Genomic DNA, 14,324 nt, shown 5'->3' on the forward strand with positions numbered 1-14,324 from the left:
GGGGTAAGAGGGATAAGTAAGAGGGGTAAGAGGGGTAAGAAGGGTAAGGGAGGTAGATGGGGATTAAAAGATTGTTAGGTTCTTCATTGGCGAAGGAAACAGGTATTAGTCTTTTTTTTAAGATTTCTCAAGCATTTTTTAGTTTTATGACCACAGTTTACCAAGTGACACTTACGAAGTGACACTTACGAAGTGTGGAGAGGTGCGGAGAGGTAAGGGTTTAATTAATGGGTATGATTATTAATGATTATTAATGGGTATGATTAAGAATTTTTTTAATTCGGTGTTGGTAAGAGAAACAGGTATTAGTCTTTTTTTTAAGATTTCTCAAGCATTTTTTAGTTTTATGACCACAGTGCTTCTTGCTCGGATACTTGGAGCAGAGGGGTATGGAATATATGCTTATGCTTTTGCTTTTGTAATGCTTCTTTCTATGCCAGCTCAAGCTGGACTTCCAACATTAGTTATTCGAGAGACAGCCCGAGGTATGGCTGAAGGAAAGCCAGAGTTAGTGCAGGGTATCTGGCGTTGGGCAACTAAAGTGGCAGTGCTTATTTCGTTAAGTCTTTTATTTGTTATAGGGCTTTTTTTCTTACTTTTGAAAGGTAAAAAATTTGGTGTTAAAGAATGGACTTTTTTTTGGGCTTTTTTATTTATACCTTTTATGTGTCTTAGTAATTTAAGAGGAGCTGCTTTAAGAGGGCTTCATAAAGTAGTAATAGGTCAACTTCCTGAATTTTTCATTCGTCCTGCTTTATTTTTTGCTTTTTTATGTATTGAATTTTTTCTTTTTCATCAAAGACTTACTCCTCCACAAGCAATGGCTCTTAATGTGTTTTCTGCAGTATTAGCTTTTATAATAGGAACCTGGTTACTCTGGAGAAATACACCTTTAAGTATATATAAAGCTATTCCTGTTTATGATGGAAAAAAATGGTTTAGTAGTTTCCTTCCTCTTGCCTTCACTGCCGGTATGTGGGTAATAAATAGTCAGGCTGATGTAGTAATGCTCGGTATTTTTAAACCCCCTGCAGAGGTGGGAATCTACAGAGTGGCAGTTCAAATAGCATTGGTAGCCTCTTTCGGTCTTCAAGCAGTAAATATGGTTGTTGCTCCACGTTTTGCTACATTTTATACTAAGAGGGAAATGGAAAAGCTTCAGCGCTTAGTTACCCGGAGTGCTCAGGCTGTGCTTGCTTTTAATCTAATTATTACGAGCTTTTTTATTCTATTTGGGAAAATCTTTTTGGACTTGGTATTTGGCAAAGAATTTATTATTGCTTATATACCACTTTTAATTCTTCTTATAGGTCAATTGGTAAATTCAGCAGCAGGTTCTGTAGGTTTTCTGCTTAATATGACTGGCCATGAAAAAGATACTGCCCGAGGTATGACCTTAGCAGCTGGCATTAATATTATGTTAAATTTCTCTTTAATCCCTTCTTTGGGTCCTAAAGGTGCAGCGATTGCTACAGCAATTTCTATGATAACATGGAATGTAATATTATGGTGGTTTGTACGAAGGCGATTGGGTATTAATAGCTTAGCTTTTGATTTTAAATTTGGAAGTTAGGAAGAGTATATTAAATAAAATCTTGAAAAAATTAGAAATGGATTTTTAAAATAAAGATTAAATTGAGTAAATTTTTAAATAGGTTAGTAATATGCAAAGTTTTGAAGATATTTTAAAAAAAACTACTAAGATAGGCACTCAGGTATTAACAGAAGCTTTTTATAATAGAAAATTTACATTACCTCCAGAACTTAAAGAAGCTTATAAAATCACTAAAGCATTAAAATATATTAAACAAAGATGGCCTGAGTTATGGAATTCAAACAATGATTCAGAGTATCCTGTATTTATTTTTTCTGCTGGATGGCGTTCTGGCTCAACTTTGATGCAAAGATTAGTAATTTCCAGTGGAGAAGTAGCTATATGGGGGGAGCCTTTTGGAAGAGCAGGTATCATACCGAGGCTGGCTATTACTTTAACAGCTTTTAATCATGGTTGGCCTCCAGATAATTTTTTTGATGATGATTCCGATTTATTAAATCTGTCTAATAAATGGATAGCTAATTTAACTCCACCAATTAATTATTTAAAACAAGCTCATAGAGAATTAATACAACAATGGTTAGCAATTCCTGCAAAAAAAAGATTTGGAATATCAAGATGGGGATTTAAAGAAGTGCGTTTAACTATAGATCATGCTCGTTATCTTAAATGGTTATTTCCTAATGCTCGTTTTATTTTCATTTATAGAAATTTATTTGATGCTTATAAGTCTTGGAAAGGGAATCTATGGGGCGATATATGGCCTGGTTATTTTTCTTGGTCACCAATAGTATTCGCACGGCATTGGCGGCTCCTTTTAGAAGGGTATTTACAGGGTTATAAAGAAGTGGATGGAATTATGATTAAGTTTGAAGATTTAATTTCAAATAAAATAGATCTTAATGAAATTGCTAACCATATTGGAGTTAAAAAACTTGATGCATCTGTCCTTAAGAAAAAGATAGGAGGTCCTGATAACCCTAATAAAAAAAAGAGAAAAAAATTTTTAACACCATTTGAATACATGATTCTTAAGTTTATAGGGAGACCATTATTAAAAAAATTAGGATACTGTTAGGAGATAAAAATGAAACCAATAGGTGAATGAATTTTTTTATAAGGAGGTAAAAGGATGAAAGTAATAATGAAGGTATTACCGATCTTTTTTATTTTCATAATATTTTATCCAATTCAAGCTATACAGGCGAGTTTGATTGAATTTGAATATTTGGGTTCTTTTGGCAGAGGTCCCTCGAAAGCACCTGGGGAATTTAATTATCCTTCAGGAATTAGTATAGATCCTACAACGGGAGATGTATATGTGATGGATCAAATTTTTCATAGAATCCAAAAATTTGATAAAGACGGCAATTATATTACACATTGGAAATGTCCAAATGGTTTAGGAGTTGCTGTAGATCCTGCTACACATAATGTATATGTGGCAGTTCCAAATAGTCATAAAATAAGAAAATATACTTCCGACGGTCAATTAATTAAAGAATGGGGAAGTTTTGGGACTGGACCTGGTCAATTTAATACACCAAGAGATGTTGCTGTTAATCCTATCAATGGTCATGTTTTTGTAATTGATAGCGGAAATAAACGGGTACAGGAATTTGATAGTGAAGGCAATTTTATAAAGAGTTGGAGTGGAAATTTTTATAAACCTTTTGGAATAGCTGTAGGTATAGACCCTAAAAATTCGAGTAATTATTATATTTATGTAGCTAATACTGGGGGTGCTACTATTCACAAATATGATAATGAAGGGAATCTTATAAAAAAATGGGGTAGTTGTTGATAATAAAGGTTATGTTTATGTAGCAGATACTGATATGGAGCGTGTCCAAGTTTTTGATTCAGAAGGGAATTTTATAAAGATTATTAAAGGACCCCATAATCTTGAAAAGGGTCCATTTCATCCCAGAGCTGTTGAGGTTAATCCTTCTACAGGGGAAGTTTATGTTACTGCTTCTTATGCACACCGTATAGATCGTTTTGATCCAAATGGAAACTATGAATTTTCTTGGGGACACCATGAAAAAGATGGTGAAGTTTTTAATTTTCCTAAAGGAATAGCTGTTAATCCAAAGACAGGAGAAATTTATGTAGCTGACACTTTAAACCATATTATTAAAGTTTTTTCAAAAGATGGGAAATTTATAAGACAATTTGGCTTTCCTCCTGAGATTGATAGAAGTAAAATGACATTAGATTTCCCTGCTCCTATTGCATTTGATGCTGAAGGTAATATGTGGGGTATAAATAGGGGGATTTATTATCGTGATGATCCAAACTGGGGAAGTGATAAGTATGTTAGAAAATATGATAAAGATGGAAATTTTATTTTTGGTTTTGCTCATCCTGATTTTTGGGAGGGAATGAATGGATTAGCTATTGACATTAATACTGGAGAAATTTATGTAGCAAATACTCCTGAAAACAAAATAATGAAATTTGATTCCTCTGGAAACCTTTTATTAGAATTTGGAACATATGGGGATGGTCCTGGTGAGTTTAATAAACCAGCAGGTATTGCTTTAGATTTAGAAAATGGATGGATTTATGTTGTAGATACAGGAAATAATAGAATAGAAAAATTTGATATGAGTGGACAATTTTTAATGGCTTGGGGAACACCAGGAGATGGTCCAGGTCAATTTAACTTTACACCTTTTAGTGGGATAGCTTTAGATGATTTGGGGAATGTTTATGTAGCAGATTCTAAAAATGGTAGAATTCAAGTATTTGATTCTAATGGGAATTTTATTACAGAATTAGGATCTTTTGGATGGGGACCAGAAAAGTTTGCTTGGCCTGCATCATTAACAATTTATGATGATAAATTATATGTGCTTGATACAGGAGGTAATGAAGTAGAAATTTATGATATTAAGGCTATTCCTATTCCTAATTCTATTTTATTGCTTGGTTCAGCACTCTTTGTTACAGGTATTATAAAAACAAGAAAAAAATTTTTAAGATAAATATTTTGTAATGAATATTTTAATATGTATGTGTCCTTATCCTTTTTTTAGAGCACATGGACAGACGTTACGGGTTTATAATATAGCTAAGCATTTAGCAAAAAGGCATAGACTTTTTTTGTTAGGGATATCTGACGGTAGTTTAAAATTAAAAAATAATTCTTTAGTGTTTGAAATAAAAGATATATTTGAAAAAATTTTTGAGATAAAAATAAGACGAAAAAAATTTATTGAAATCTTAAATTTGCTTACACCAAAATATTCTATAAACATGGAATTTCCAATAATTAAAAAAAAATTATATAAACTTATCTCCCAGATCATAAAAAAAGAAAAAATTGATATTTTGCATGTTAATGGTTCCCCTCTTATCGATTTATTATTAGCTGATTTTAAAGGAATACCCAAAATTTTAGATCTTTGTGACTCTCGTTATTTAATTCATAAAAGAGCATTGAAAAATACTTCTCAAATTTTAGAAACTTTTTTACTTTTTTTTAAATATCTTAGAGTAAAAGCAATTGAAAAGTATCTTATTAAACGTTATGATGCAATAACTTTTATTTCACAAGTTGATGCTTCATTTAGTGCTAAACTGGCAAAAGGTTATTTTGAGGTTATACCTAATGGTGTAGATATAGATTATTTCAAGCCAATTTTTTCTATAGAGGAAGAATTTCCCAGTATTATATTTTTTGGAGCAATGGATTTTAAGCCTAATATTGATGCTGTTTTATTTTTTTATAAAGAAATATTTCCTAAGATAAAAAAAATATTTCCAGACATACGGTTTTATATAGTAGGGAGAGATCCTATAGATGAGATATTGAATTTAAAGCAAGATAAGAATGTAATTATTACTGGTACGGTTGATGATGTTCGTCCTTTTATTATGAAAGCTAATGTGGTAATTGTTCCTATGCGTATGGGAAGCGGTATGAAAAATAAAATTTTAGAAGCTATGGCTTTACAGAAGCCTGTTGTGTGTACTTCATTAGCGGCAGAATCTTTAGATAAAGAATGTCAAAAAATACTTTTTATCGGAGATACACCAGAAGAGTTTGCTAATAAAACAATTATGTTGTTAAAAGATGAAAAAAAAAGGAAAGAGGTTGGATTTAAAGGTAGAGAATTAGTAAAAAAAATTTATAGTTGGGAAAGAAGTGCAGAAAAATATTGTAAATTGTATGAAAAATTAATAAAAGATATATAGATGATTCCTAAAGTTATAATTTTATTTTTATCTACTATCCTTATTTTTTTATCAACTTCTCCTTTAACTTTAATAAGAGCTTATATTTTTTTTCGTCCATTAGTTCAACCTTTTGCTAATAAACATCTTACTCTTTTTGATAATATACCTATAAATGCTCCTTTACCATTAATTGTAATTTTTTATTCATTTCTGGGATGTATATTTAGAAAAGATTTTTCTATTATAGTTCCTAAGGTAATTCCTCTTTATTTTTTGTTATATTGGTCTATTTTTTCTTTATATAATACCAAATATTACTTAGCTTCAATTGGTTTTATTTTTAAAATTTTAACTGCTGTTTCTGTATATTTATTTGTTTATAATGCTATTCAATTTACTGAAGATATTAAAAATATGTTAAAAACTATTTGTGCAATATGTTTTATTTCAATAATATGGGGTTTTTATCAATTTATTTTTAGGAAAGGGAAAATATGGTTTGATGGTATAGTAAGAATTCATAGTTTTCTTGTTGGTGCTAATGAGTATGGAATTTTTTTATCTTTATGTTTAATTGCTACTTTATTAATGATAATGATTTTTGATTCTGAAAATAAATTTTATAAATTTTTATTTGTAATGATAATTATAGCATCTATTTTAGCTCTTAATAGAGGTTCTTGGATTGCGATGTCAAGTGCTTTAATTTTAGGATATTTCTTTTTTCGTAATAAAATAAAATTTCGCTATATTATAGGGCCTATTTTGATAGTTTTTATTGTATTTTCACCTATAATCATATTACGTTTTTCTGAATGGTCGGAAGCTACTCCAGCTAATACATTTTTAGCAAGAATTAATATGTGTAAAATTATTTTAAAACTAATTCCTTACCATCCCTTTATTGGTTTTGGTATAGGTACTGCTGATTTATTGTTTCAAGATCTTTTTGGCATTAGAGCGTGGCCTCATAATGACTATTTGAGGCTTGCTTTAGAAATTGGAATAGGTGTTATTTTTTATGTTTATTTTCTTTTTAGTGTGCTCTTTTTATTTCTTAAGAATCGTTATAAAAATTGGAAATTTAATTTTTGTTTTGTGGTTTTGCTTTTATATTGGATAATAATTTCTATTCCACAAAATATCATAAATGATGTAATAAATTTTCCTTTATTTATGGCGTTAGTAGCGTGTGGAGTAAAATATGTAAATTTAACAGCTACTGAAGATAAAAATTATGAAAGAACCTATTTTTTTAATAGGAATGGGACGCAGTGGGACGACTGTTTTAGCTGAAGCTATTTCTATACATAAAGATTTAGGTTGGATATCTAAATATTTGGAAATTTTCCCTTGGTTACCTTATTTAAGTTTTTTAAATAAGTTGGTAGATATTCCTTTTTTAGGAGTTTATTTAAGAGGTAAGAAAAGACAAAGTAAAGGATTAATAAGTTTTATTCGCCGATTTTTACCTTATTGTGTTGAAAATTATAATGTATGGGAAAAATTTTGTGGAAAGAAATTTTCTTTTGATTATTTGGCTCACCAAAAGGCTTCAAAAGCTGAAAAAGAAGCAATTATTAAATATGTTCGAACTCTTTTAAGATTTCAGGGAAAGAAAAGATTCTTTGCTAAATTTACAGGTCCACCAAGAATTTGCTTTTTACAAAGTATTTTTCCAGATGCTTACTTTATACACATTATAAGGGATCCCAGAGCAGTAGTTAATTCTTTATTAAAAGTAAAATTTTGGCGAGAAGGTGGAGGGTTGGAAAGACCTTGGTGGCAAGGGCTACCAGAGGAATATATAAAAGAATGGGAAAAAAGAAATAGATCTCCTGTTGCTTTAGCTGCACTTCAATGGAAAAGAGTAGTAAGTTTAACTTGGGAAGAAAAAAAATATGTCCAACATGGTCATTTTATAGAAATACGATATGAGGATTTTGTAGAAAAGCCTCATGAATATTTGACTGAGGTTTTTCATAAAGTAGGTTTGGAAGATTCTCCAGAAGCGCATAAATATATTTCTTCCATTGGTAAATTACGTAATATGAATTATAAATATAAAAAAGATTTAAGTAAAGAAGATATAAAACTTATTGAAGAAATTACGAGAGATGTAGCTAATAAAGCTGGATATTACTTTTAAAAAATGAAAGTTTTGATGGTAAATAAATTTTTTTATTTAAAAGGTGGTTCTGAAAGAGTTCTTTTCCAGGAAAGAGAGTTTTTGCTAAATAACGGAATAAAAGTAATTGATTTTTCTATGCAAAATCCTAAGAATCTTTCTTCTGTTTATTCTTCTTATTTTGTCTCTTATATTGATTACTATAATGTAAATGGATTTTTAATTAAATTAAAAAATGCCTTGAAATTTATTCATTCTCCAGAGGCAGTTCGTAAGATCAAGCTCCTTATTCAAAAAGAAAAGCCTGATATTGCACATCTGCATAATATTTATCATCAGTTGACGCCTTCTATTATTCACCCTCTTAAGGAACAAGGGATAAAGATTGTTTTGACTTTACATGATGGGAAATTAATATGTCCCACCTATCTCATGCTTAATAAGGAAACGAAACCTTGTCTCGAATGTCAGGGAAGATATTTTTATAAGCCTTTTCTTAAAAATTGTGCAGGTTCCAGACTTCGAGGGTTTCTTTTAATGATTGAGGCTTACTGGCATAAATTTTTTAAATCTTATGATAAAGTGGATCTTTTTATTGCTCCAAGTCAGTTTTTGGCGGAGATAGTATCACAACGCATTCCACGGGAGAAGATCGTGGTTTTAAGAAATGGAATAGATTTGAATGAGTATAAACCTACTTATGAAGATGAAAAATATGTTCTTTATTTTGGAAGGCTTTCTAAAGAAAAAGGAATAGAGGCTTTGCTTAAAGCTCATCAAGATATTGCAAAAGAAATTCCTCTTAAAATAGTTGGGACCGGAGTAATAGAAGATGAACTAAAGACAAAGTATCCAAGAGCTGAGTTTCTTGGTTATAAAACAGGGGAAGAATTAAAATCCATTATAGCTCAAGCTTCCTTTGTAGTGATGCCTTCTGAGTGGTATGAAAATTGTTCTATGGCTGTGCTTGAAGCTATGGCTTTAGGGAAGCCTATAATTGCAAGTAGAATAGGGGGACTGCCTGAACAGGTAGAGGATGGAAAGACAGGGCTTCTTTTTGAAACGGGAAATGTGGAGGAATTAAGGGAAAAAATGCTTTATTTGTGGAAAAATAGGGATTTAAGGATAGAGATGGGGAGAGAAGCAAGAAAAAAAGCAGAAAGAGAATTTTCCTTAAAAAGACATTGTGAAGAATTGCTACAGATATATAAAAGACTCTTGCAAAGTAACTAAAATGTTAGTCATTTGGGGTTTAATTTTCTGTTTAAGCTTTATTTTTCCTTTTACTTCGGCTTTAGCTAAGCCTTCTACTGAGATTCTTATTGAATTTAAAGAAATTAAGAAAGTAAATTCTTATATTTTTGGACATAATACTTTGGCTTATGATCCATGCACTTATGAAGGAGGGAAGAATTGTATAAATCATGGACAATATACAAATTTTGGTGCTGGACAATGGGATCCCATTCTTAGAAAACCAAACACTGTGTTAGTAGATCTTGCTAAAAAAATAAAAGTTTCAGTTTTAAGATTCCCTGGGGGGTGTGGAACACATCATTATAATTGGAAAAAAGCTATTGGACCTATTGAAAAACGTCCGATGTATAAATTTGGAATTGATGAGTTTATGGAATTATGTAAAGCTATAGGGGCAAAACCTATTATTACTCTTAGTTATTTTACTGGCACCTGTCAGGATTTAGCAGATTTAGTGGAATATCTTAATGCACCTCTTGGGACTAATCCAAATGGAGGGATAGCCTGGGCGGAAGTGAGAGCTAAAAATGGACATCCAGAACCTTATGGCGTTAAGTGGTTTGAGTTTGGAAATGAAGTATGGCATGGGGATCATAGAAAAATTTCTGCTGTTGACCCGAGAGAATATGCAAGGCGTTATTTGAAATGTCGTCAATTAATAAAAAATGTGGATCCAAAAGTAAAACTTGGAGCAGTAATAGGAGAAAGTCCATATGGTTTAGATTGGTGGGGTAGAACAGTTTTAAATATTGTTAAAGATAAAGTTGATTTTGTAGTTATTCATATTTATAGACCTGGTTATCGTTCTAATAAAAACGAAATCCCTGCTAAAGAATTATTTAAAATAACACTTGCTTCTCCTGACCAGATAAAGGATATTTTAGAAAGAATTAAAAAAGAATTGAAAGATTTGACGGGGAGAGAAATACCTATTGCTATTACTGAATACAATGGAAGTTTTATTCAGCAAAAACCAGTTCCTTATAGGCATTCTTTAGGTAATGCTCTTTTTATTGCTGATTTATTGCGAGTATTTATTACTGCTGAAGTTCCTATTTTATGTGCTAATTATTGGCAGTTTTCTAATTCTTATTGGGGATTAGTTTATAATCCAAACTATATGAAAGGGCGGGGCAAATATTACAAAAGACCTAATTATTATGTTTTTGATTTATATGCTAACCATTTTGGAGACATTTTATTAAATACCACTGTGAAATCAGAAACTTATTTTCAACCTGGATATAGAAAAATACTGCCAAGTGGTATTTTGCAAAAATTAAGTGTTTCCAGAAGTAATGATAATAAATTTTTAATAAAGCCTGTTTTTCGATGGTTACCTTCTTGTGTTAAGTTAGAAAAATGTTTTGATTATTGTTTAAAACTTAATTTTAATTGTGAAAATAAAAATATGTTAGGCTTATTTTTTTATGATGAAATTCAAACTAAGTCTAATTGGTTATATTCTTGTGAATTTGAAATAAAGACAGAAAATTTAAGCAACTTTTGGTTTAATATACAAGTTAAAGACCAAAATAATAAAACTATTAAGACTTCAAGAATATTAAAAGGAAATTTCGATTGGACAAAAGTAGGATTTGATTTTAAGACATCTGAAGATATGAAACTTTTGAAATTAATGTTTTTTGCTTGTAGCGAAGAAAATAAAATTGAAGGTAATATTTATATCAGAAATATGAAGATTGAGGAATTAGGACCTGCCCCTCAATATGGACCTACACCTTATATTTCAGCTATTGCAAGCACTAATGAAAAAAAAGATAAAATTTATATTATGGTAATTAATAAAAATCTAAATGAACCAATGAAAACACAAATTAAAATTAATGGTTTCAAATTTAAACCCATAGTTCGTGCTTGGATACTTAATGGTTCTTCGGTTGATACTACCAATGAAGGTTGCCGAGAGCGCGCTAAAATACATTACAAGGAAGTGAAAATAAATCCTAAAGAGGGGTCTTTCTATTTTACTTTTGAACCTCATTCTGTTACAGCTTTAGAACTGATTAAAAAAGAGGATTAATGTAATGGAAGCAGCTATTATTTTAACTTATCGCTGTGTTTGTAGGTGTTATATGTGTAATATCTGGAAATATCCTACTAATCCAGAAGAAGAAATAAAGCCTGAGCATATAGAAAAATTACCTGATAATTTAGCTTTTTGTAATCTGACAGGTGGAGAGCCTTTTTTAAGAGATGATATAGAAGAAATAGTTGATATAGTAATGCGTAAATCAAAAAGGGTGGTAATAAGCACTAATGGGTGGTTTACAGAAAAAATTGTTAATATTGCTAAGAAGTATCCCAAAATAGGAATAAGAGTAAGTCTTGAAGGATTGCCAGCTGCTAATGATGAACTGCGAGGTATGAAAGACGGATTTGATCATGGCTTACGGACTTTATTAGAACTTCAGCGAATTGGTTGTAAGGATATAGGATTTGGTATCACCGTATCTGATAGAAATGCTAAAGATATGATAGAACTTTACCAGCTTGCTAAAGGTTTGGGATTTGAATTTGCTACTGCTGTTACTCATAATTCTTACTATTTTCATAAATACGACAATACTTTTAAAGATCCTAAAATGATTGAAGATTGCTTTAAAGAGTTAATAATAGAACTTCTTCGCACAAAGAGAGTTAAAAATTGGTTTCGTGCTTATTTCAATTATGGGCTTATTCGAAAAGTAAGAGGACAGCCTCGACTTCTTCCATGTGAAGCAGGAACTGAGAACTTTTTTGTTACTCCTTTTGGTGAAGTAGTTCCTTGCAATGGTTCTCCTGAACCATGGGTTATGGGAAATTTGAAATATCAAGACTGGGATGAAATTTGGAATGGTGAACAAGCGCAGAAAGTAAGAGAAAAAGTTAGAAATTGTGATCGTCATTGTTGGATGATAGGAACTGCAGCTCCAGTTATGAAGAAGTATATCTGGAAGCCATTAAAATGGGTAATAAAAAATAAATTACGGGTAATGATGGGAAAAGAACCTTGTTTGGATTAATTTATGAAAATAGCAGTTATCGGGACAAGGGGGTTTCCAAGAGTCCAAGGAGGTGTAGAAAAACATTGTGAAGAACTTTATCCAAGACTGGTAAAACTTGGTTGTAAAGTTCTGGTCTTTACACGAACACCTTACATTCCCTTTGAAAAGCGTTTAAAAGAATGGAAAGGAGTTAGTTTTTTTCATCTCTGGTGTCCACGAAAAAAGTCATTTGAAGCTATTACTCATACTTTTCTTGCTGTTCTTTTAGCTAAAAAATGGAATCCAGATATTTTGCATATTCATGCAATAGGGCCGTCTTTAATGGTTCCTTTGGCTCGTGCACTTGGATTTAAAATTGTTATGACTCACCATGGACCAGATTATGAAAGAGCTAAATGGGGGAAATTAGCTAAAAAAGTTCTTAAAATAGGTGAAAAATGGGGAGTTGCTTATAGTACTCGTATTATAGCTATTTCTAAAGGAATTAAAGAACATATAAAAATTAAATTTGGGAAAGAAGCTATTTTTATTCCAAATGGTGTTTATATTCCTAAAATTATTTCTTCTGGAGAAGAACTTAGACGCTGGGAACTCAAACCAAAAGGATATGTCTTTACTGCTTGCCGATTTGTGCCTGAAAAAGGACTTCACGACTTAATAGAAGCATATCGGAAACTTAAAAATCCACCTTTTAAGCTGGTTATTGCAGGGGATGCTGACCATGAAACCTCTTATAGCCGAAAACTTAAAAAAATTGCCTCTGAAACGCCTGGTGTTGTGCTTACAGGTTTTGTTTCTGGAAAGAGATTAGGTGAACTTTTTTCGAATGCAGGACTTTTTGTATTACCTTCATATTATGAAGGACTTCCTATTGCACTTTTAGAAGCTTTGAGTTATGGCTTGCCGGTATTGGTAAGCGATATTCCTCAACATAGAGAACTTCCTCTTGAAAATTATCGGTATTTTCAAAAAGGAAATATTGCTGATCTTTCTAAGAAAATGGTAGAGCTTTTTGATATAGGAATTTCAGAGAAAGAAAAAAGGAAATATATTTCTTTAATTCAAAATGAGTATAACTGGGATAAAATAGCTGAGAAAACATTAAAAGTTTATGAAGAAGTTTTATGAATTTTTTTCTCAAAAAATTTGATAAGTGCTTCAAATAATTTTTTTAAATCTTGCTGAAGATTGCGACAGAATTCAAGTTGTTCTGAAAAACCTTAAGAAAAATCAATTTACTGTCTCTCTATTAAAACCACTTTAGGTTTCTTTTTCCCAGCTTTCAAAAAATCATTGTCCGTTGTGTATATTTCCGTGCAGTCTTTGCAGCAAATATAAATTAAACTATCAACAGCACTAATCCCGGTTCCATGGCTAAGATAAGCAGCTTCTTCCAGCACCTCCCAGTTCAGTTCTCTTGTCTCACATACTCCCTCTTTAAATGCCTCAAAAAGAGCGTGTTTCTTCTCTCATTTTCTTTATTTCCTCAAAAGCCTTTTTTGCCTGCTCTTCACTAAAACTACTTTCCTCTATCACTTCCAGAACTTTCATACCTGCTCTTTTTTTCCTTTTCTCAAAAAGTACCTCCTCAAGCCATTCATTTATTATTCTGCTAACACTTTTTTTCTCCCGCTCAGCAATTTTCTTTATTTCTCCTAACAAAACAGGTTTTATTGTTATTGTTATTCTTTCCATCCTCTTCACCTTCTGCACCTTTTTCTTATAAGAATATCGTATCATATCTAAAAGTAAAGATAAATTTTTTTAAACTATTTAGATAAAAGCCATCAGCAAACTTATATACAGGTGACGATAAATAGCTTTCTATTCTATAGCATCTTAAATTTATTTTTTTGCGGCTTCCTTTTTATATTGATAATTTTTACCCCTGAATGAGGAATAATCATGAAAAAACAGATGATATTATTGGCAGATGCAATTATAGCTGCAACCTGCCTAACAAAAGGTTTGAAGTTATTTACTTTTAACAGAAAAGATTTTGCATATATAGAAGGTATAAAGTTTTTTGATTTAAAAATAAAGTAAATAATTGGAATAAGGGTATCAGAAGAGACTTAGAAATAATGGGATGAAAATAGTTGGTGTAGAATACAAGGTATTAGTTTAAAAATTTTAGAATAAATTCATAAGCAGGAATTATATAAACTTTTAAATTTTCTTTTACATCCAG

General features: G+C 31.1%; 13 protein-coding genes. 12 read left to right on the top strand and 1 reads right to left on the bottom strand.

The genetic code is table 11. The features are described 5' to 3' along the window. Positions 1-259: 259 nt before the first annotated feature. From LWW95_10490 to LWW95_10540, 11 genes are all read left to right on the top strand, one after another. Positions 260-1,573 carry a flippase gene (locus LWW95_10490; GenBank protein MDL1957450.1) on the top strand — a complete coding sequence of 438 codons (1,314 nt, stop codon included), beginning with the start codon at positions 260-262 and terminating at the stop codon, positions 1,571-1,573. Between the two features lie 91 nt (positions 1,574-1,664). After that, on the top strand, positions 1,665-2,633 hold the full coding sequence (locus tag LWW95_10495; GenBank protein ID MDL1957451.1) for a sulfotransferase: 969 nt from the start codon (positions 1,665-1,667) through the stop codon (positions 2,631-2,633). 54 nt (positions 2,634-2,687) lie between these two features. Further along, positions 2,688-3,359 carry an SMP-30/gluconolactonase/LRE family protein gene (locus LWW95_10500; protein MDL1957452.1) on the top strand — a complete coding sequence of 224 codons (672 nt, stop codon included), beginning with the start codon at positions 2,688-2,690 and terminating at the stop codon, positions 3,357-3,359. 34 nt (positions 3,360-3,393) lie between these two features. Then, positions 3,394-4,545, top strand: coding sequence for an NHL repeat-containing protein (locus LWW95_10505; protein MDL1957453.1), 1,152 nt, complete (start codon positions 3,394-3,396; stop codon positions 4,543-4,545). Positions 4,546-4,555: 10 nt separating this feature from the next. Further along, positions 4,556-5,758: a glycosyltransferase family 4 protein gene (locus LWW95_10510; GenBank protein ID MDL1957454.1), complete on the top strand. Its 1,203-nt coding sequence runs from the start codon at positions 4,556-4,558 to the stop codon at positions 5,756-5,758. Continuing rightward, a complete protein-coding gene (locus LWW95_10515) occupies positions 5,759-7,036 on the top strand; it encodes an O-antigen ligase family protein (GenBank protein MDL1957455.1) in 1,278 nt (425 codons plus the stop codon). Further along, positions 6,978-7,889 carry a sulfotransferase gene (locus LWW95_10520; protein ID MDL1957456.1) on the top strand — a complete coding sequence of 304 codons (912 nt, stop codon included), beginning with the start codon at positions 6,978-6,980 and terminating at the stop codon, positions 7,887-7,889. Before LWW95_10515 ends, LWW95_10520 begins: the two co-directional genes overlap by 59 nt. 15 nt (positions 7,890-7,904) lie before the next feature. Next, positions 7,905-9,101 carry a glycosyltransferase family 4 protein gene (locus LWW95_10525; GenBank protein MDL1957457.1) on the top strand — a complete coding sequence of 399 codons (1,197 nt, stop codon included), beginning with the start codon at positions 7,905-7,907 and terminating at the stop codon, positions 9,099-9,101. Position 9,102: 1 nt separating this feature from the next. Then, complete coding sequence (locus LWW95_10530) at positions 9,103-11,169, top strand: hypothetical protein (protein ID MDL1957458.1); 2,067 nt, start codon at positions 9,103-9,105, stop codon at positions 11,167-11,169. Positions 11,170-11,173: 4 nt separating this feature from the next. Further along, positions 11,174-12,151 (top strand): radical SAM protein, encoded by a 978-nt coding sequence (locus LWW95_10535; protein MDL1957459.1) that lies wholly within the window; start codon positions 11,174-11,176, stop codon positions 12,149-12,151. 3 nt (positions 12,152-12,154) lie between these two features. Beyond that, positions 12,155-13,261: a glycosyltransferase family 4 protein gene (locus LWW95_10540; GenBank protein MDL1957460.1), complete on the top strand. Its 1,107-nt coding sequence runs from the start codon at positions 12,155-12,157 to the stop codon at positions 13,259-13,261. 318 nt (positions 13,262-13,579) lie between these two features. On the opposite strand, the gene LWW95_10545 is transcribed toward LWW95_10540, so the two are convergent. Then, complete coding sequence (locus LWW95_10545; protein MDL1957461.1) at positions 13,580-13,828, bottom strand: hypothetical protein; 249 nt, start codon at positions 13,826-13,828, stop codon at positions 13,580-13,582. A 210-nt stretch (positions 13,829-14,038) separates the two neighbouring features. Between LWW95_10545 and LWW95_10550 the strand changes: the two genes are divergently transcribed. Beyond that, complete coding sequence (locus LWW95_10550; protein ID MDL1957462.1) at positions 14,039-14,179, top strand: hypothetical protein; 141 nt, start codon at positions 14,039-14,041, stop codon at positions 14,177-14,179. The last annotated feature ends 145 nt before the right edge of the window (positions 14,180-14,324 follow it).

The organism is Candidatus Desulfofervidus auxilii, assembly GCA_030262725.1.
In the GTDB taxonomy this organism is placed as follows: Bacteria; Desulfobacterota; Desulfofervidia; order Desulfofervidales; family Desulfofervidaceae; genus JAJSZS01.

Bases quoted from the DNA above. Each gene is read 5' to 3' on its own strand.
- LWW95_10490 (MDL1957450.1), top strand. From the start codon at position 260: ATGATTAAGAATTTTTTTAATTCGGTGTTGGTAAGAGAAACAGGTATT.
- LWW95_10530 (MDL1957458.1), top strand. From the start codon at position 9,103: ATGTTAGTCATTTGGGGTTTAATTTTCTGTTTAAGCTTTATTTTTCCT.
- LWW95_10505 (MDL1957453.1), top strand. From the start codon at position 3,394: ATGGAGCGTGTCCAAGTTTTTGATTCAGAAGGGAATTTTATAAAGATT.
- LWW95_10550 (MDL1957462.1), top strand. From the start codon at position 14,039: ATGAAAAAACAGATGATATTATTGGCAGATGCAATTATAGCTGCAACC.
- LWW95_10540 (MDL1957460.1), top strand. From the start codon at position 12,155: ATGAAAATAGCAGTTATCGGGACAAGGGGGTTTCCAAGAGTCCAAGGA.
- LWW95_10510 (MDL1957454.1), top strand. From the start codon at position 4,556: ATGAATATTTTAATATGTATGTGTCCTTATCCTTTTTTTAGAGCACAT.
- LWW95_10520 (MDL1957456.1), top strand. From the start codon at position 6,978: ATGAAAGAACCTATTTTTTTAATAGGAATGGGACGCAGTGGGACGACT.
- LWW95_10500 (MDL1957452.1), top strand. From the start codon at position 2,688: ATGAAAGTAATAATGAAGGTATTACCGATCTTTTTTATTTTCATAATA.
- LWW95_10545 (MDL1957461.1), bottom strand. From the start codon at position 13,828: ATGGAAAGAATAACAATAACAATAAAACCTGTTTTGTTAGGAGAAATA.
- LWW95_10495 (MDL1957451.1), top strand. From the start codon at position 1,665: ATGCAAAGTTTTGAAGATATTTTAAAAAAAACTACTAAGATAGGCACT.
- LWW95_10535 (MDL1957459.1), top strand. From the start codon at position 11,174: ATGGAAGCAGCTATTATTTTAACTTATCGCTGTGTTTGTAGGTGTTAT.
- LWW95_10515 (MDL1957455.1), top strand. From the start codon at position 5,759: ATGATTCCTAAAGTTATAATTTTATTTTTATCTACTATCCTTATTTTT.
- LWW95_10525 (MDL1957457.1), top strand. From the start codon at position 7,905: ATGGTAAATAAATTTTTTTATTTAAAAGGTGGTTCTGAAAGAGTTCTT.